Source organism: Citrobacter sp. Cpa228 (assembly GCF_030333085.1).
GTDB classification, from domain to species: domain Bacteria; phylum Pseudomonadota; class Gammaproteobacteria; order Enterobacterales; family Enterobacteriaceae; genus Citrobacter; species Citrobacter pasteurii.
Genome location: NZ_JAOWGQ010000037.1, coordinates 272728 through 289769 on the forward strand (window position 1 = coordinate 272728; position 17042 = coordinate 289769).

The following is a 17042-nucleotide window of genomic DNA, read 5'->3' on the forward strand; positions in this document are numbered from 1 at the left end:
GGCCTACGGATGCGGTTCAGGCGCTACAGTATTTTTTTTTGATCACCACAAACAGCGTTCCCAACAGACCTGCGGTTAACAGGGCGATTGGCAGGATCATTAAAAAGGTCATTACCTGATCTTCGTGGCGTTTAACAAACGGGATCATACTGAGCGCATAGCCGAAACTGGTGACCACAGTGACCCACAGCAGACCGCTCAGCCAGTTAAAAAACTGGAAGCGACGGTTAGGCAGCCCCGAAATCCCCGCCATGGTTGGCAGCAAGGTACGAACGAATGCCAGGAAACGTCCGGCCAGCAGCGCCATCAGCCCGTGTTGGTCAAACATACAGGTGGCGCGCTGATGATACTTTTCAGGTAATTGCGCCAGCCAGCCTTTTACCGTCCGTGTGTTGCCCAGCCAGCGTCCCTGAATGTAGCTCAGCCAGCAACCGAGACTGGCGGCGGCAGTCAGAATAGCTATGGTAGGTAAAAAACTCATCACGTCCTGAGCGATCAGCGCCCCTGCCAGCAATAACAGGCTGTCTCCGGGTAAGAAGGAGGCGGGCAGCAGGCCATTTTCTAAAAACAGTGTGGCGAACATAACGAAGTACACTACGCTCACAACATGCGGATCCGCCAGCGCGGCAAAATCGTGTTGCCAGAGCGCGGAGACAATATCTTGAATGACTACCATGGACTTTCCTGTGGAACAGCGTTTATGGGTGGATTGTACTCCTGAATTGTCCGGGATGCCTTGATCCCGGACGCAACAATTGCAGACTTTTCCACCAGAAGTGTCTGCATATATGTCCATCTATGGCAATTTTACTCGATGCGGGCAAATCCTGCGGCTAAATCAGCAATCAGATCGTCAACATTTTCTAAACCGATGTGTAAACGGATGAGCGTTCCGCTGAAGTCCACTTTGCCTTGCGGACGGATTGCCGCGATATGTTCCGGTTGGTTAGCCAGAATCAGTGATTCAAAACCGCCCCAGGAATAGGCCATGCTGAACAGGCTGAAGTGATCCAGATAAGCAGACAGTTCTGCACTATCTAGCTTCTTATTCAAAACAAATGAGAACAGACCGCTGCTACCGGTAAAGTCGCGTTTCCAGAACTCGTGTCCCTTGCTGCCGGGAAGTGCCGGGTGATTCACGCGGGAAACCTGCGGATGGTCAGCCAACCACTCGGCGACTTTTAAACTGCTTTCATGGTGTTGGCGCAGGCGAACGCTTAACGTCCGCAATCCGCGGCTGGTCATATAGGCGGTATCGGCATCCAGCATTTGTCCCATCAGATAGGCGTTTTCACGCAGTTGATCCCAGCAACGGGCATTGGATACCGCTGTCCCAACCATGCCGTCAGAATGACCAATCAGATATTTGGTGCCTGCCTGAATAGAAATATCGATGCCAAAATCCAGCGCCTTGAACAGCACCCCGGCAGCCCAGGTGTTATCAATCATGATGATCGCGTCAGGCACTACGCTTCTGACTGCGGCAACAATGGCTGGAACATCATGAACTTCCATGGTGACAGAACCTGGAGACTCAAGAAAAACGACTTTAGTATTCGGTTGTATATGCTTCACAATATCCGCGCCGACCAGCGGATCGAACCAGCCGGTTGTCACGCCAAGCTTGCCCAGCACCTTAGTGCAGAAATCCTGGCTGGGTTCATAGGCGGTGTTTGTCATCAGCACATGATCGCCTTGTTCAACAAAGGCAAGGATGGTGTTGGCAACGGCTGCTGCACCGCAGGGGAACAGGGCGCAGCCCGCGCCGCCTTCCAGTTCGCACATCGCCTCCTGCAGGGAGAAATGCGTCAGCGTGCCGCGACGTCCGTAGAAAAGCGCGCCGTTAGCACGGTTATGGGTGGCTTGTTTTTTGGCCTCTACGGAGTCAAAAACCAGCGAAGAAGCGCGCTGGATCACGCTATTTACCGAACCCAGCGTGTACTTTTTACTGCGTCCTGCGTGCACGAGTTTGGTTTCAAGTTGTTTATCTGCCATGTTGTTCGACCTGTTTTTATACGTCTGGATGTCTAAACTAGCATGAATCGCATCTGCCGCGTCCTGCAGAATAGCCATAAAGTACAAAATATTCTCAAATCGATTTCTGGTAACTTTTTTACTGCGTGAGCGCAAGGAAAAGAAACCAAAGGTGCGGCACTATGTAAATAGTAATGAGAACGACTATCAATTCGACGTCGTTTTGATATGATTACGCTCAGATTTTGTGATTTGCGTTCTGGAGATACAGAGTGGGTAATAATTTGATGCAGACGGACCTTTCCGTCTGGGGTATGTATCAGCACGCCGATATCGTGGTTAAGTGCGTGATGATTGGGCTGATTTTGGCGTCAGTGGTCACCTGGGCTATCTTCTTTAGTAAGAGCCTTGAGTTCTTTACGCAGAAGCGCCGTCTTAAGCGTGAACAGCACATGCTGGCTGATGCCCGCTCTTTAGATCAGGCAAGTGAGATTGCCGCTGGATTCGATGCCAAAAGCCTGGGTTCTCTGCTGATTAATGAAGCGCAGAATGAACTGGAACTGTCAGCAGGCAGTGATGACAACGAAGGGATCAAAGAGCGTACCGGTTTCCGTCTGGAACGTCGCGTTGCCGCCGTTGGACGTCAGATGGGGCGGGGTAATGGATACCTGGCAACCATCGGGGCTATCTCTCCATTTGTCGGGTTGTTTGGTACAGTATGGGGCATCATGAATAGCTTCATCGGTATCGCGCAAACCCAAACCACCAACCTGGCTGTTGTTGCGCCGGGTATTGCAGAAGCTCTGTTAGCGACGGCGATCGGTCTGGTCGCGGCAATCCCTGCTGTGGTTATCTACAACATTTTTGCTCGTCAGATTGGCAGCTATAAAGCGATGCTGGGCGATGTCGCTGCGCAGGTGCTGTTGCTGCAAAGTCGTGACCTGGACCTGAGTGCAAGCGCGTCTGCACACCCGGTACGTGCTGCGCAGAAATTACGTGTAGGATAATGTTCCATGGCAATGAGCTTTAATGAAAACCTGGACGATAACGGTGAAATGCATGATATCAACGTGACACCGTTTATCGACGTCATGTTGGTATTATTGATCATCTTTATGGTGGCAGCGCCACTGGCAACCGTGGATGTGAAGGTCAATCTTCCTGCATCCACCAGTACGCCGCAACCGCGTCCGGAAAAACCGGTTTACCTGTCAGTAAAAGCCGATAACACCATGTTTATTGGTAACGATCAGGTCACCGATGAGACGATGATTAACGAGCTAAACGCGCTAACTGAAGGCAAGAAAGACACCACTGTCTTCTTCCGGGCAGATAAAACCGTTGACTACGAAACCATGATGAAGGTTATGGATACGCTGCATCAGGCGGGCTACCTGAAGATTGGTTTGGTCGGTGAAGAGACCGTGAAAGCCAAATAATCCTTGTTGCCGGGTACAGGTTTGACCTTACCCGGCAAGCTTCTCCTGATATCATTTCCCTGCAAGTCTTTTGCCTTATCTGTTCTCGTCCAGCGCTACCGTAGTGATTTTTGTGGGTTCGTAATTCCCTTCGGATAGCTTACGGGTCAGGCGCAGTGTGGCAGTTTCACGTGCAAGCAGATGCTGGTATGTGCTTTCCAGACGGGCCATGATTTTGTCCCGCAATTCTGGTTGCTGAGCGATGATGGCCTCGATAGTGGCACCGTAAATCTCTTCTTTGGCTTGCAGTGCGTAGATTTCATGACGATTTTGCCATTTCATCCGCACCAGCGCGGCGGGTATAGAAACCATCTCTTGAGCAAGGCTTTCCAGCGTCGCGTTTTTATTGGCTATCAACACAGACAGATTTTGTTTTAAGACAAACTCATCGCTTTTGTGGTTATCTAAAGCCAAATAAACATTATTATCTTCAACATCTTTCATTTTATTTCTCTTCCAGAGAATAAAAAATAGGATCGTTGGTTTCGCGAGTAATTAAATTAAGCCAAATTTTGTTGCCTTGTTCATTTATCATGGCTGTTTTTTTGGCCAAAATTTTACTTAATTCCTGGGCGTTAATGTCGCCTTCCGCCTGTAATGAATTGAGCAGACGAGTAAATGACTCAATTTTTGCGGCGCGGAAAAGACGCTCTTTTAAATGACGATCGCACTCTTCAAATAACATATTCCGGGACTGTCCGGTAGCTGCGGAACTAATCAAAATTTCTGATTCGTAATCACTTAGCGTTATCTTCCCCTGAGTCAAATTTTCACTATTTTCTGTGGTGTTTGTATTGTTCGGGGTTGCGGATAAATGAAAACGAGAGGGAACAAGATGCTCGGGAAGCATGTTGAAATATCCTTTGCTGCCAATAATATGATGTTTTTAATAAGGTAGGCCGCGTTGACAATAGCATGGGGTAATTTTAAAATCAAAAAAAATGGAGCCCGCTATGAACAGTATATTTTATTCTGTTATTACCCTGCTATTGCTGACCTGCGGGGTACTTTTGCTAATGCGTAGTGCAAATAAAAACCGTTATACAGAAGATGTTAACGCACAGTACCAGCCAGAAATGCTAAGTAAAGAAGAGGGAGAAGATCATTTTTCTGCCCTGATGAATTCGATTACTCCGGTATGGTATTGGCGAGTCAATCACGAATATATTGATTTTATCCACTCCACAGTCAAGCGGATGACAATGGTGGAGCTGAATGAAACGCCGGGGCTCTTTGACGCGCAGCGGCGCTGTAGCGATCTTAACTCTGCGGTTTATAAGTATTATGACAATATTAAAAAGCGCTGCCTCAGCGGGGAGAAAGTCCCGCACGCCGATCTGGATGTGCTTAACTTGCGGCAGTGCTTCAGGGAGTTCAGCCTTGAAGCCTATCCTGCACTTGTCGCCCTGGTATGGCCGGAATACCAGCGTCCGTTGATTAAAGAGGACGAGGTGTGAGGCGAGATTTACTTGCCCACTCTCATCAGCAGGCCATTACGCCGGGTAGGACTACACCCGGCGTAATGGTCAGATCGTTACTTGTCTGATGAGGCTTGCCACAGATTGAGCTTACCGTCCGCGACATGTTTATCGATCTGTGCCAGTTCTTCGGCACTGAAAGTCAGGTTTGCCAGTGCCTGAACGTTCTCTTCCAACTGCTCAGGTCGGCTGGCGCCAATTAATACCGATGTGACCCGGTTATCTTTTAGTAGCCAGCTTAACGCCATTTGCGCCATCGACTGCCCACGTTGTTGGGCCATCTCATTGAGCAAACGCAGACTGTTAAGATTTGCTTCCGTTAGCATATTTTCCGTCAGTCCACGGACTTTTTTCCCTTCACGCTGCATACGGGAACCATCAGGAATACCGTTGAGGTATTTCCCTGTCAGGAGCCCCTGCGCCAACGGGGTGAAGGCAATACAGCCCATCCCGTTGGATTCCAGCGTATCCAGCAAGCCGCTGCTGTCTACCCAGCGGTTAAGCAGGTTGTAGGATGGCTGGTGGATAAGCAGCGGAATTTTCCATTCCCGCAGCAGTTCGGCCATCTTCTGCGTGCGCTCTGGCGAATAAGATGAGATGCCGACATACAGTGCTTTGCCACTTTGCACGGCATGGGCCAGCGCGGAAGCAGTCTCTTCCATCGGTGTATTTTCGTCAACGCGGTGCGAATAGAAGATATCGACGTAGTCGAGACCCATGCGCTTGAGGCTCTGGTCGAGGCTGGCCAGCAGATACTTGCGTGAGCCGCCAGAACCGTACGGCCCCGGCCACATGTCGTAACCCGCTTTGGTTGAGATGATCAATTCATCACGATATTGTGCAAAATCCTCGCGCAACAATCGACCAAAATTCTCTTCAGCACTGCCCGGAGGCGGCCCGTAGTTATTGGCTAAATCAAAATGTGTTATCCCTAAATCAAATGCTTTTCGCAGCAGTGCTCGTTGTGAATCCAGAGCGTGAACGTGTCCAAAACTGTGCCATAAGCCCAGCGACAGCGCGGGCAAGCGCAAGCCGCTGCGCCCACAGTAGCGATAGAGCATTTGCTCATAACGTTCAGGATTGGCAAACCAGGCCATGAGATCTCCTTAGTGCAGGTGAATTTCGAAACAACGTTTCTATTCTAGCGAGTTCCCACTGAATATCCCGTTCACCAGGTCACACTGGGATGAAAAACTGGGCAAAAACAGATCACTGTGCTTTGCTTAAAAAAACATCACTCAGGAGTGCGACCATGCCGCGTCTGACTGCTAAAGACTTTCCGCAGGAGTTACTCGCTTACTATGACTATTACGCCCATGGCAAAATTACGAAACGCGAGTTTCTGAATCTGGCGGCGAAATATGCGGTAGGTGGCATGACGGCACTGGCGCTATTCAATTTGCTGAAACCGAACTATGCCCTGGCAACGCAGGTAGAATTTACCGATCCCGATATTCTGGCAGAATACATTACCTATCCATCGCCTGATGGGCATGGTGATGTGCGAGGTTATCTGGTGAAACCCGCGAAGGTGACGGGGAAGGTTCCGGCGGTGGTAGTGGTACATGAGAATCGTGGGCTGAATCCGTATATTGAGGATGTAGCACGGCGGGTGGCGAAGGCGGGTTATATTGCGCTGGCACCCGATGGATTAAGTTCACTGGGCGGTTATCCCGGCAATGATGATAAAGGCCGGGAATTACAGCAGCAGGTTGATCCCGTTAAGCTGATGAATGATTTTTTTGCCGCTATTGAGTTTATGCAGCGTTATTCGATGGCGACAGGAAAGGTGGGGATCACCGGATTTTGCTACGGTGGTGGTGTGGCGAATGCAGCGGCTGTTGCTTTCCCTGAACTGGCATGTGCGGTGCCCTTTTATGGTCGTCAGGTTCCTGCTTCTGATGTCCCTAAAATTAATGCGCCTTTATTATTACACTATGCAGAACTAGACACACGAATTAATGAAGGCTGGCCCGCTTATGAAGCCGCACTCAAAGCGAATAAGAAAATCTATCAAGCATATATCTATCCCGGTGTTAATCATGGTTTTCATAACGATTCGACCCCCCGTTATGATAAAGCAGCTGCTGATTTAGCCTGGGAACGCACTCTTGCCTGGTTTGATAAATATTTGTTATGAAAAACAACGCATTATTTACAGCTTTAGGTTAATTATCTGAATAATAATGCTACCTAATTTCATTAACATTCATATTGATATGACCAGCAGGAATAATAGATAGACTTAAAAAAGTAAAAAAATAAAGAACGTATTATATCTTCTTCATTGCCTGCCGATAACAAGGGGAAGTATCGCCTGATGGCGAATTCCTCATCAATGGCAAGGAAATTATTATGTATTTGCTGAAAAACTTCACTATTCGTATTGTCATGCTGGCAATACTGGGACTTTTTTGCCTGCTCTGGTCGGGCGTGGGTTTATTCAGTCTGCATGCTTTATCAAAAATATCAGAAGGGAATGATATTGACCGCCATCTCGTCAAACAGATGACGGTGCTGAGTCAGGGGAACGATCAGTACTTTCGCTTTGTGACACGCCTGAGCCGTGCTGTGGATGTCAAAATTGGCGGTGGAACGCCTGATTTTACACCTGCCCAGCAATCGCTGGATAATCTGAGCCAAAAGCTCCAGGAGATGAAAACATTGTCTCCAGGCCCCATGGACCCGGAAATTTCAGCAGCAGTGCTGGCCAGGTGGCAAGCTTTGCTGGATAAAGGTGTGATACCGCAAATGCAACTGGCGCAGCAGGGCTCGCTTACGGCGTTTTCGGAACATGCCAGCACGATTACGCCCGCACTGAGCCGTGAATTTGGTGCCAGCGCTGAACGGTTTGATGCCACCGCCGGAAAGAGACTTGATGCGACGCGTATTATGGTAGACGGTAAAACGTCGATCATTCGGACACTGATTATTACTGCCGTTATCCTCGGGATCGCCCTCCTGTTCTTCACCGATCGTTACCTCGTTACCATGATGGTGAAACCTCTCGATCGCATTCGCCAGCAGTTCCGCCAGATTGCCCAGGGCGATCTCAGCCATCCGATTGAAGATTTTGGGCGTAACTGCGTGGGCCAACTGGTCCCTTTATTGTGCGCAATGCAGGACAGCCTGCGTGAAGCCGTAAGTACGATTCGTTCAGGCAGTGACAATATCTGGCGAGGCGCAACGGAGATTTCCAGCGGTAATAACGATCTCTCTTCCCGTACTGAGGAGCAGGCCGCGGCGCTGGAAGAGACCGCTGCCAGCATGGAGCAACTGACCGCCACGGTAAAACTTAACGCCGAAAATGCGCGTGAGGCCAGCCAGCTTGCCGATACGGCGACAGAGACGGCGGGTAAAGGCAGCACCCTGGTTTCTGAAGTGGTTGACACCATGGACGGTATTGCTGCCAGTTCTAAACAGATCGCAGAAATTACCTCCGTCATTAATAGCATTGCTTTCCAGACCAACATTCTGGCGCTCAACGCCGCCGTTGAAGCGGCCAGGGCTGGTGAACAGGGACGTGGTTTTGCCGTCGTTGCTGGTGAAGTACGTAACCTTGCCAGCCGTAGCGCCGGTGCGGCAAAAGAGATTGAGACGCTGATTGGTGAATCGTCGCGTCGTGTCGATCAGGGCGCTCGTCTGGTTAAAGAGACCGGGTTAACGATGGAGGCAATTCTGCGCGGCGCGACCGAAGTGACCGTTATCATGAAACAAATTGCCTCTGCTTCTGAAGAGCAAAATAAAGGTATCTCGCAGGTCAGTGTTGCGATCACTCAGATGGACAGCGTGACGCAACAGAATGCCGCGTTGGTAGAACAAGTATCCGCTGCTGCAGTGGCGCTGGAACGGCAAACGGAAGAGCTGCAACGCTCTGTACAACAATTCCGGCTTTCAGCCAACGATGTGCAATACGCCGCTGCCAATACTGCTTCCCCTTCCGCTGAAGACAGAACCGCTGCAGCGCCTAAAACGGACGAGTGGGTGTCCTTTTAATCTGGCACAAAAAAGTGCGTGATACCTCTGGCCTTTGCTTAAAAAATCGCTATATAATTTATTATATAGCGATTGGAGGTTATGCATGGACAACCATTTTGGTAAGGGCCTGATGGCCGGATTGAACGCCTCAAGTGCGGACAGTGCTCGTTCAGTGGCGAATTTTTGTGCAGATTATAAGCGCGGTTTTGTTCTGGGTTTTTCACATCGAATGTTTGAAAAAACGGGTGACCGACAGCTCAGCGCGTGGGAAGCGGGGATCCTGACGCGTCGTTACGGGCTGGATAAAGAGATGGTGATGGATTTCTTCAAAGAGAACCAGTCGAGTACAACAATTCGTTTTTTCATGGCCGGCTATCGGCTCGAAGCTTGATCCAAAAGGGGTATTATCTTGCTTTAATTAATTACACTATTGACCTACGCCTTCGTTTTGTTGCTCCGCCGAAGTATTATAATGCACATAACCATATAAAAAGTGTGGTAATGGCGCGCCGATCGCAATAAGCAACATGCGAATGGTGCAAAATAAAAGCCAGGTCTTCGCAACGGAATAACAATAAAATGACTGGAGATAATTCTCTCATCAATTCGAACGGCATCAATCGCCGTGATTTCATGAAGCTTTGTGCAGCACTGGCCGCTACCATGGGGCTCAGTAGCAAAGCCGCCGCAGAAATGGCCGAATCAGTTTCTCGTCCTCAGCGCCCACCGGTTATCTGGATTGGTGCTCAGGAGTGTACGGGTTGTACTGAATCGCTGCTTCGTGCGACACACCCTACAGTGGAAAACCTCGTTCTGGAGACGATCTCTCTTGAATATCATGAGGTGCTCTCTGCCGCCTTTGGCCACCAGGTCGAAGAGAACAAACATAACGCTCTGGAGAAGTACAAAGGGCAATATGTTCTGGTGGTAGATGGTTCTATACCACTAAAAGATAATGGTATTTACTGCATGGTTGCCGGTGAGCCAATTGTGGATCACATCCGCAGAGCGGCCGAAGGTGCAGCAGCTATCATCGCTATCGGCTCTTGTGCCGCATGGGGTGGTGTAGCTGCCGCTGGCGTGAACCCAACGGGGGCAGTCGGCTTGCAAGAAGTTCTGCCAGGCAAAACCATCATCAACATCCCAGGCTGTCCGCCTAACCCGCATAACTTCCTCGCGACTGTCGCGCATATCATCACTTACGGTAAGCCGCCGAAGCTGGATACCAAAAACCGTCCGACATTCGCCTATGGCCGTTTGATTCATGAACACTGCGAACGTCGCCCGCACTTTGATGCCGGTCGTTTTGCGAAAGAGTTCGGCGATGAAGGCCACCGTGAAGGTTGGTGCCTCTACCATCTGGGCTGTAAAGGACCCGAAACCTACGGCAACTGTTCAACGCTGCAATTCTGCGACGTTGGCGGCGTATGGCCGGTGGCTATTGGTCACCCTTGCTACGGCTGTAACGAAGAAGGCGTCGGTTTCCATAAAGGTATTCACCAGCTTGCTCATGTGGAAAACCAAACGCCGCGTTCCGAGAAGCCAGATGTCAATATGAAAGAAGGCGGCAATGTTTCTGCCGGAGCGATTGGGCTGCTTGGTGGCGTAGTAGGACTGGTTGCCGGTGTCAGCGTGATGGCGGTTCGTGAACTGGGGCGTCAGCAGAAGAAAGATAACGCTGACTCACGGGGAGAATAACCGTGAACAGACGTAACTTTATTAAAGCAGCCTCCAGCGGGGCATTGCTGTTGGGCGCCGCGCCGTCCATCAGCCATGCGGCTGCAGAAAACCGTCCGCCGATCCCGGGTTCTCTTGGGATGCTCTATGATTCGACGCTGTGCGTAGGCTGCCAGGCCTGCGTCACCAAGTGTCAGGATATCAACTTCCCGGCGCGTAATCCGGAAGGCGAGCAGACCTGGTCGAACAACGACAAGTTGTCTCCGTATACCAATAACATCATCCAGGTATGGCGTAGCGGAACTGGCGTTAACAAAGACCAGGAAGAAAATGGCTACGCATACATTAAGAAACAGTGCATGCACTGTGTCGATCCGAACTGCGTCTCCGTTTGCCCGGTTTCCGCGCTGAAGAAAGACCCGAAAACCGGCATCGTCCACTATGACAAAGATGTCTGTACCGGCTGCCGTTATTGCATGGTTGCCTGCCCGTACAACGTCCCTAAATACGACTACAACAACCCGTTTGGTGCGCTGCATAAATGTGAACTGTGTAACCAGAAAGGCGTTGAACGTCTGGACAAAGGTGGTTTACCGGGGTGTGTTGAAGTGTGTCCTGCCGGTGCAGTGATTTTTGGTACGCGTGAAGAGCTGATGGCTGAGGCGAAAAAACGTCTCGCACTGAAGCCTGGCAGCGAATACCACTATCCGCGTCAGACAGTGAACGCTGGTGATACCTATCTGCATACGGTACCGAAGTACTACCCGCACCTGTACGGTGAAAAGGAAGGCGGTGGTACGCAGGTTATGGTGCTGACGGGTGTTCCTTACGAGGATTTGGATCTGCCAAAACTGGATGACCTGTCAACCGGTGCGCGTTCCGAACATGTTCAACATTCCCTGTATAAGGGCATGATTTTACCCCTGGCAGCGCTGGCGGGCTTAACCGTGCTGGTTCGTCGTAATACGAAAAACGACCATCACGATGGAGGAGACGATCATGAGTCATGATCCTAAACCGCTGGGCGGAAGAATAATCAGCAAACCGGTCATTATTTTTGGGCCGTTAATCGTCCTGTGTATGCTCCTGATCGTAAAACGTCTGGTCTTCGGACTGGGTTCAGTCTCCGATCTGAACGGCGGTTTCCCGTGGGGCGTATGGATCGCGTTTGACCTGTTGATCGGTACCGGTTTCGCGTGTGGTGGTTGGGCGCTGGCGTGGGCGGTGTATGTTTTCAACAGAGGACAATACCATCCACTGGTACGTCCGGCGCTGCTGGCCAGCCTGTTTGGTTACTCGCTGGGTGGTTTGTCGATCACCATTGACGTCGGTCGTTACTGGAACCTGCCGTATTTCTACATTCCGGGTCACTTCAACGTGAACTCGGTACTGTTTGAAACGGCGGTCTGTATGACCATCTATATCGGTATCATGGCGCTGGAATTTGCTCCGGCCTTGTTTGAACGTCTGGGCTGGAAAGTATCGCTCAAACGTTTGAATAAAGTGATGTTCTTTATTATCGCTCTCGGCGCGCTGCTGCCGACCATGCACCAGTCTTCAATGGGTTCATTGATGATTTCTGCGGGCTATAAAGTACATCCGCTATGGCAAGCTTATGAAATGTTGCCACTTTTCTCGGTATTAACCGCCTTTATTATGGGCTTCTCTATCGTCATTTTTGAAGGCTCACTGGTACAAGCGGGTCTGAAAGGTAACGGTCCGGACGAGAAAAGTTTGTTCATCAAGCTGACGAACACCATCAGCGTGCTGCTGGCGATTTTCGTGGTTCTGCGCTTTGGCGAGTTGATCTACCGCGACAAGCTGTCGTATGCGTTTGCAGGCGATCTTTACTCCGTGATGTTCTGGATTGAAGTCGTGCTGATGGTCTTCCCGCTGGTGGTGCTGCGTGTCACCAAGCTGCGCAATGACTCGCGTATGCTGTATCTGTCCGCGTTGAGCGCATTGCTGGGTTGTGCAACATGGCGTCTGTCCTATTCGCTGGTGGCATTCAATCCTGGTGGTGGCTACCACTACTTCCCGACCTGGGAAGAACTGTTGATTTCTATTGGTTTTGTGGCTATTGAGATTTGTGCATACATCGTACTCATTCGTCTACTGCCGATACTTCCTCCTTTAAAACAAAACGATCAAAATCGTCATGAGGCGAGCAAAGCATGAGCCAGAGAATTACTATTGATCCGGTAACCCGTATTGAGGGTCATTTACGCATCGACTGCGAAATCGAAAATGGCGTGGTATCTAAAGCATGGGCTTCCGGTACCATGTGGCGCGGCATGGAAGAGATCGTGAAAAATCGCGATCCGCGCGATGCCTGGATGATTGTGCAGCGTATTTGTGGTGTTTGCACCACAACTCACGCTATCTCTTCTGTTCGTGCAGCTGAAAGCGCGCTGAATATTGATGTTCCGGTAAACGCACAGTACATCCGTAACATCATTCTGGCCGCGCACACCACGCATGACCACATTGTTCACTTCTATCAGCTGTCTGCGCTGGACTGGGTGGATATCACCTCTGCCCTGAAAGCTGACCCAGCGAAAGCGTCTGCCATGCTGAACGGCGTGTCCTCCTGGCACCTGAACAGCGCAGAAGAGTTCACCAAGGTTCAGAACAAGATCAAAGATCTTGTTGCCAGCGGTCAGTTAGGCATTTTTGCTAACGGTTGCTGGGGTCACCCGGCAATGCAGCTGCCGCCGGAAGTGAACCTGATTGCGGTCGCTCACTATCTGCAGGCGCTGGAATGCCAGCGTGATGCCAACCGCGTTGTGGCGCTGTTGGGCGGTAAAACGCCGCACATCCAGAACCTGGCGGTAGGTGGGGTTGCTAACCCGATTAACCTCGACGGTCTTGGTGTGCTGAACCTTGAACGCCTGATGTACATCAAGTCTTTCATTGATAAGCTGAGCGACTTCGTTGAGCAGGTTTACAAGGTTGATACCGCGGTCATTGCTGCGTTCTATCCGGAGTGGCTGGAACGTGGTCAGGGCGCGGTTAACTATCTGAGCGCGCCGGAATTCCCGACTGACGGTAAAAACGGCAGCTTCCTGTTCCCGGGCGGTTACATCACTAATGAAGATCTGTCGACCTATCGTCCGATCACTTCTCACTCCGATGAGTACCTGATCAAAGGGATTCAGGAGAGTGCGAAACACGCGTGGTACAAAGACGAAGCGCCGCAGGCTCCGTGGGAAGGCACAACGGTTCCTGATTACACCGGTTGGTCAGATGACGGCAAGTACTCCTGGGTTAAAGCGCCGACCTTCTACGGTAAAACGGTTGAAGTGGGTCCGCTGGCTAACATGCTGTGTAAACTGGCGGCCAAACGCGAGTCTACCCATGCCAAGCTGAATGAAATCATCGCGATTTACACCAAGCTGACCGGTAAAACTATCGAAGTGTCGCAGCTGCACTCTACGCTGGGCCGTATCATTGGTCGTACCGTTCACTGCTGTGAACTGCAGAACGTTCTGCAGGATCAGTACAACGCGCTGATCGTGAACATCGGTAAAGGCGACCACACCACCTTCGTGAAACCGGATATTCCGGCAACAGGCGAATTCAAAGGTGTTGGTTTCCTCGAAGCACCGCGCGGTATGCTGTCTCACTGGATGGTGATTAAAGATGGCATTATCAGCAACTACCAGGCGGTTGTACCGTCAACCTGGAACTCTGGCCCACGTAACTTTAATGATGAAGTGGGACCGTATGAGCGCTCGCTGGTAGGTACGCCGATTGCCGATCCAAACAAACCGCTGGAAGTGGTTCGTACCATTCACTCCTTCGACCCTTGTATGTCATGTGCGGTGCATGTGGTGGACGTTGACGGGAACGAAGTGGTCTCAGTTAAGGTTCTGTAATGCGGATATTAGTCTTAGGGGTCGGCAATATTTTGCTGACCGACGAAGCCATCGGGGTACGTATCGTTGAGGCATTAGAACAACGGTACATCCTGCCAGACTTTGTTGATGTTCTGGACGGTGGTACGGCTGGGATGGAGCTTCTTGGCGATATGGCGAACAGAGATCATCTGATCATTGCTGACGCCATTGTGTCGAAGAAAAACACGCCAGGAACGATGATGGTCCTGCGGGATGAAGAGATCCCGGCGCTGTTTACCAACAAAATCTCACCGCACCAGCTTGGCCTGGCCGACGTTTTGTCGGCCCTGCGTTTCACCGGCGAGTTCCCGACAAAGCTGACTTTAGTCGGCGTTATTCCGGAATCGCTGGAGCCGCATATCGGGCTAACGCCAACGGTTGAAGCGATGATTGAACCTGCGCTTGAGCAGGTTCTTGCTGTGCTGCGCGAGTCTGGCGTTGAAGCGATTCCACGGGAGAAGGCACATGTCTGAGGAGTTCTTAGGCTTTCAGACAGCCCCGAAGCAGCAAATTCAGGCCGCGTTTGAAGAGGTTGCCCGGCGTTCGATGCACGATCTTTCTTTTCTGCATCCGAATATGCCGGTGTATGTCTCTGATTTTACGCTGTTTGAAGGACAGTGGACGGGGTGTGTTATCACACCCTGGATGCTCAGCGCGCTGATTTTCCCTGGGCCGGATCAGGTCTGGCCGGTGCGTAAAGTCAGCGAAAAAATCGGGTTGCGTCTGCCTTATGGCGAAATGACCTTTACCGTGGGTGAACTGGAGGGTGTATCGCAATACCTCTCCTGCTCGCTGATGTCGCCGCTTTCGCACAGCATGTCTGCGCAAGAAGGTGTGCGCCTGACTGACGATTGTGCGCGAATGCTGTTATCGCTGCCGGTGAGCGATCCAAATACGCCGCAGCTCAACCGCCGCGCGCTGCTGCTGGGCCGGCGGAACTGCGAAAATGCATGAGCTGTCCCTGTGTCAGAGCGCGGTTGAGATTGTTCAACAGCAGGCAGAGCAGCACGGTGTCAAACGTGTAACCGGCGTTTGGCTGGAAATTGGCGCGCTCTCCTGCGTTGAGGAGAGTGCCGTCCGTTTCAGTTTCGACATCGTCTGTCAGGGGACGCTGGCGCAAGGATGTGAGCTGCATATTGATTACAAACCTGCCCAGGCGTGGTGCTGGGATTGCAGTCAGGTTGTGGAAATCACCCAGCATGATGCGCAGTGTCCACATTGTCAGGGGGATCGTCTGCGAGTTGATGCGGGCGATTCACTGAAAGTGAAAAGTATTGAAGTCGAATAGCCCATAGGTTGCTATGGGGCGGAGTCAGATATGTGTATTGGAGTCCCTGGTCAGATTCTGGCCGTTGGTGAAGATATTCACCAGCTTGCGCAGGTTGAAGTGTGCGGCATCAAGCGTGATGTCAATATTGCCCTGATATGTGAAGGCGAGCCTGCCGAACTGGTCGGGCAATGGGTGCTGGTGCACGTAGGGTTCGCCATGAGCATCATTGATGAAGATGAAGCTAAATTCACATTGGATGCACTTCGCCGCATGGAGTATGACGTCACCAGCGCATGATTTTATGCCGGATGGCGGCGCAAACGCCTTATCCGGCCTACGCCAGGGCGTCTTTGTAGGCCTGATAAGACACCCCGGCGTCGCCATCAGGCATTTTAAGCCTGGCGCTTATCTTCGGTATGGGTATCGAAGTCGCTGGCGTCATGGCGTTCATGAAGCTGCTCGTTCAGCGGTCCGTTAGTGCGATTTACAATACGGCCCCGCTTAACTGCCGGACGTGCCGCAATCTCTTTTGCCCAGCGCTGCACGTGCTTGTAACTTCCGGCGTCAAGGAACTCTGCCGCGTCGTACACGTTGCCCAATACCACATTGCCAAACCACGGCCAGACCGCCATATCGGCAATGGTGTATTCATCTCCGGCGACAAACTGATGCTGCGCTAACTGTTTATCCAACACGTCGAGTAAGCGCTTGGCTTCCATGGTGAAGCGATTAATCGCGTATTCAATCTTCACTGGCGCATAGTTGTAGAAGTGGCCAAAGCCACCGCCGAGGAATGGGGCTGCGCCTTGTAGCCAGAATAACCAGTTCAGCGTTTCGGTGCGTTTAGCCAAATCCTGCGGCAGGAAATAACCATATTTTTCTGCCAGATAGAGCAGGATTGCGCCAGATTCGAATACGCGAACCGGTGGGTTTTGCGAGTGATCGCGTAGCGCCGGGATCTTCGAGTTCGGATTCACCTCCACAAAGCCGCTGGAAAACTGATCGCCGTCGCCAATACGGATGATCCAGGCATCGTATTCCGCGCCCTTCACGCCCTGCGCCAGCAGCTCCTCCAGCATAATCGTCACTTTCTGCCCGTTTGGCGTACCCAGAGAATAGAGCTGCAGCGGATGCTTGCCAACCGGCAGCGTTTTCTCGTGTGTAGCGCCGGAAACCGGGCGGTTGATATTGGCGAATGCGCCGCCGTTCGATTTTTCCCACGTCCAGACTTTCGCGGGCTGATAGGTATTGTCTGACATAGTGACCTGCCTTCTGAGTGGTTGTTTGA

At 51.2% G+C, this 17042-nt stretch carries 20 protein-coding genes; 14 read left to right on the top strand and 6 right to left on the bottom strand.

Annotated features, from left to right (window positions below):
- Window positions 1-16: 16 nt before the first annotated feature.
- Both yghB and metC read right to left on the bottom strand, forming a co-directional pair.
- A complete protein-coding gene (gene yghB, locus OGX91_RS06065) occupies window positions 17-676 on the bottom strand; it encodes a DedA family general envelope maintenance protein YghB (RefSeq protein WP_003024510.1) in 660 nt (219 codons plus the stop codon).
- Window positions 677-807: 131 nt separating this feature from the next.
- Complete coding sequence (metC, locus tag OGX91_RS06070; RefSeq protein WP_005123128.1) at window positions 808-1995, bottom strand: cystathionine beta-lyase; 1188 nt, start codon at window positions 1993-1995, stop codon at window positions 808-810.
- A 251-nt stretch (window positions 1996-2246) separates the two neighbouring features.
- Here metC and exbB point away from each other — a divergent pair, with 251 nt between their 5' ends.
- Window positions 2247-2981: a tol-pal system-associated acyl-CoA thioesterase gene (exbB, locus tag OGX91_RS06075; RefSeq protein WP_149691766.1), complete on the top strand. Its 735-nt coding sequence runs from the start codon at window positions 2247-2249 to the stop codon at window positions 2979-2981.
- A 6-nt stretch (window positions 2982-2987) separates the two neighbouring features.
- A complete protein-coding gene (exbD, locus tag OGX91_RS06080; RefSeq protein WP_005123131.1) occupies window positions 2988-3413 on the top strand; it encodes a TonB system transport protein ExbD in 426 nt (141 codons plus the stop codon).
- A 75-nt stretch (window positions 3414-3488) separates the two neighbouring features.
- Here exbD and OGX91_RS06085 read toward each other — a convergent pair whose 3' ends face one another.
- Both OGX91_RS06085 and OGX91_RS06090 read right to left on the bottom strand, forming a co-directional pair.
- Complete coding sequence (locus OGX91_RS06085) at window positions 3489-3896, bottom strand: hypothetical protein (RefSeq protein WP_005123132.1); 408 nt, start codon at window positions 3894-3896, stop codon at window positions 3489-3491.
- A 1-nt stretch (window position 3897) separates the two neighbouring features.
- Window positions 3898-4302, bottom strand: coding sequence for a hypothetical protein (locus OGX91_RS06090; RefSeq protein ID WP_040233982.1), 405 nt, complete (start codon window positions 4300-4302; stop codon window positions 3898-3900).
- 103 nt (window positions 4303-4405) lie between these two features.
- On the opposite strand from OGX91_RS06090, the gene OGX91_RS06095 reads away from it, so the two are divergent.
- On the top strand, window positions 4406-4909 hold the full coding sequence (locus OGX91_RS06095; RefSeq protein ID WP_005123136.1) for an ESA_00282 family adhesion-associated protein: 504 nt from the start codon (window positions 4406-4408) through the stop codon (window positions 4907-4909).
- A 77-nt stretch (window positions 4910-4986) separates the two neighbouring features.
- Here the strand turns inward: OGX91_RS06095 and OGX91_RS06100 are convergent, their stop codons facing one another.
- The gene (locus OGX91_RS06100; RefSeq protein ID WP_005123138.1) at window positions 4987-6027 is read right to left on the bottom strand and encodes an aldo/keto reductase; all 1041 of its coding nucleotides are present in this window, start codon (window positions 6025-6027) and stop codon (window positions 4987-4989) included.
- Window positions 6028-6182: 155 nt separating this feature from the next.
- Here OGX91_RS06100 and yghX point away from each other — a divergent pair, with 155 nt between their 5' ends.
- The 11 genes from yghX to hybG all read left to right on the top strand — a co-directional run bounded on the left by yghX (window position 6183) and on the right by hybG (window position 16051).
- Window positions 6183-7070 (top strand): YghX family hydrolase, encoded by an 888-nt coding sequence (gene yghX, locus OGX91_RS06105; RefSeq protein ID WP_005123139.1) that lies wholly within the window; start codon window positions 6183-6185, stop codon window positions 7068-7070.
- 215 nt (window positions 7071-7285) lie between these two features.
- Window positions 7286-8926 carry a methyl-accepting chemotaxis protein gene (locus OGX91_RS06110; RefSeq protein WP_005123140.1) on the top strand — a complete coding sequence of 547 codons (1641 nt, stop codon included), beginning with the start codon at window positions 7286-7288 and terminating at the stop codon, window positions 8924-8926.
- 85 nt (window positions 8927-9011) lie between these two features.
- A complete protein-coding gene (locus OGX91_RS06115; RefSeq protein WP_003024490.1) occupies window positions 9012-9299 on the top strand; it encodes a DUF2623 family protein in 288 nt (95 codons plus the stop codon).
- Window positions 9300-9487: 188 nt separating this feature from the next.
- Entirely contained in the window at window positions 9488-10606 is a 1119-nt protein-coding gene (gene hybO, locus OGX91_RS06120; RefSeq protein ID WP_040233985.1) for a hydrogenase 2 small subunit, read from the top strand.
- Between the two features lie 2 nt (window positions 10607-10608).
- Complete coding sequence (gene hybA / locus OGX91_RS06125) at window positions 10609-11595, top strand: hydrogenase 2 operon protein HybA (RefSeq protein WP_005123143.1); 987 nt, start codon at window positions 10609-10611, stop codon at window positions 11593-11595.
- Window positions 11585-12763, top strand: a complete 1179-nt coding sequence (gene hybB / locus OGX91_RS06130) for a Ni/Fe-hydrogenase cytochrome b subunit (protein ID WP_005123144.1) — start codon at window positions 11585-11587, stop codon at window positions 12761-12763. The genes hybA and hybB overlap by 11 nt, the downstream gene beginning before the upstream one ends.
- Window positions 12760-14463, top strand: a complete 1704-nt coding sequence (hybC, locus tag OGX91_RS06135) for a hydrogenase 2 large subunit (RefSeq protein ID WP_003024476.1) — start codon at window positions 12760-12762, stop codon at window positions 14461-14463. Before hybB ends, hybC begins: the two co-directional genes overlap by 4 nt.
- A complete protein-coding gene (locus tag OGX91_RS06140) occupies window positions 14463-14957 on the top strand; it encodes a HyaD/HybD family hydrogenase maturation endopeptidase (protein ID WP_286625712.1) in 495 nt (164 codons plus the stop codon). The genes hybC and OGX91_RS06140 overlap by 1 nt, the downstream gene beginning before the upstream one ends.
- Complete coding sequence (gene hybE, locus OGX91_RS06145; protein WP_286625714.1) at window positions 14950-15438, top strand: hydrogenase-2 assembly chaperone; 489 nt, start codon at window positions 14950-14952, stop codon at window positions 15436-15438. Before OGX91_RS06140 ends, hybE begins: the two co-directional genes overlap by 8 nt.
- Window positions 15431-15772, top strand: a complete 342-nt coding sequence (gene hypA, locus OGX91_RS06150) for a hydrogenase maturation nickel metallochaperone HypA (protein ID WP_003024462.1) — start codon at window positions 15431-15433, stop codon at window positions 15770-15772. The genes hybE and hypA overlap by 8 nt, the downstream gene beginning before the upstream one ends.
- A gap of 30 nt (window positions 15773-15802) precedes the next feature.
- A complete protein-coding gene (hybG, locus tag OGX91_RS06155; protein WP_005123149.1) occupies window positions 15803-16051 on the top strand; it encodes a hydrogenase maturation factor HybG in 249 nt (82 codons plus the stop codon).
- A gap of 95 nt (window positions 16052-16146) precedes the next feature.
- On the opposite strand, the gene yghU is transcribed toward hybG, so the two are convergent.
- The gene (gene yghU, locus OGX91_RS06160; RefSeq protein WP_204583280.1) at window positions 16147-17013 is read right to left on the bottom strand and encodes a glutathione-dependent disulfide-bond oxidoreductase; all 867 of its coding nucleotides are present in this window, start codon (window positions 17011-17013) and stop codon (window positions 16147-16149) included.
- Window positions 17014-17042: the final 29 nt, after the last annotated feature.

Excerpts from the sequence above, each read along its gene's own strand:
- yghU (WP_204583280.1), bottom strand. The coding sequence starts at position 17,013 with ATGTCAGACAATACCTATCAGCCCGCGAAAGTCTGGACGTGGGAAAAA.
- hypA (WP_003024462.1), top strand. The coding sequence starts at position 15,431 with ATGCATGAGCTGTCCCTGTGTCAGAGCGCGGTTGAGATTGTTCAACAG.
- hybB (WP_005123144.1), top strand. The coding sequence starts at position 11,585 with ATGAGTCATGATCCTAAACCGCTGGGCGGAAGAATAATCAGCAAACCG.
- hybC (WP_003024476.1), top strand. The coding sequence starts at position 12,760 with ATGAGCCAGAGAATTACTATTGATCCGGTAACCCGTATTGAGGGTCAT.
- OGX91_RS06110 (WP_005123140.1), top strand. The coding sequence starts at position 7,286 with ATGTATTTGCTGAAAAACTTCACTATTCGTATTGTCATGCTGGCAATA.
- OGX91_RS06100 (WP_005123138.1), bottom strand. The coding sequence starts at position 6,027 with ATGGCCTGGTTTGCCAATCCTGAACGTTATGAGCAAATGCTCTATCGC.
- metC (WP_005123128.1), bottom strand. The coding sequence starts at position 1,995 with ATGGCAGATAAACAACTTGAAACCAAACTCGTGCACGCAGGACGCAGT.
- exbD (WP_005123131.1), top strand. The coding sequence starts at position 2,988 with ATGGCAATGAGCTTTAATGAAAACCTGGACGATAACGGTGAAATGCAT.
- hybG (WP_005123149.1), top strand. The coding sequence starts at position 15,803 with ATGTGTATTGGAGTCCCTGGTCAGATTCTGGCCGTTGGTGAAGATATT.
- OGX91_RS06095 (WP_005123136.1), top strand. The coding sequence starts at position 4,406 with ATGAACAGTATATTTTATTCTGTTATTACCCTGCTATTGCTGACCTGC.
- yghX (WP_005123139.1), top strand. The coding sequence starts at position 6,183 with ATGCCGCGTCTGACTGCTAAAGACTTTCCGCAGGAGTTACTCGCTTAC.
- OGX91_RS06090 (WP_040233982.1), bottom strand. The coding sequence starts at position 4,302 with ATGCTTCCCGAGCATCTTGTTCCCTCTCGTTTTCATTTATCCGCAACC.
- OGX91_RS06115 (WP_003024490.1), top strand. The coding sequence starts at position 9,012 with ATGGACAACCATTTTGGTAAGGGCCTGATGGCCGGATTGAACGCCTCA.
- OGX91_RS06085 (WP_005123132.1), bottom strand. The coding sequence starts at position 3,896 with ATGAAAGATGTTGAAGATAATAATGTTTATTTGGCTTTAGATAACCAC.
- yghB (WP_003024510.1), bottom strand. The coding sequence starts at position 676 with ATGGTAGTCATTCAAGATATTGTCTCCGCGCTCTGGCAACACGATTTT.
- OGX91_RS06140 (WP_286625712.1), top strand. The coding sequence starts at position 14,463 with ATGCGGATATTAGTCTTAGGGGTCGGCAATATTTTGCTGACCGACGAA.
- hybE (WP_286625714.1), top strand. The coding sequence starts at position 14,950 with ATGTCTGAGGAGTTCTTAGGCTTTCAGACAGCCCCGAAGCAGCAAATT.
- hybO (WP_040233985.1), top strand. The coding sequence starts at position 9,488 with ATGACTGGAGATAATTCTCTCATCAATTCGAACGGCATCAATCGCCGT.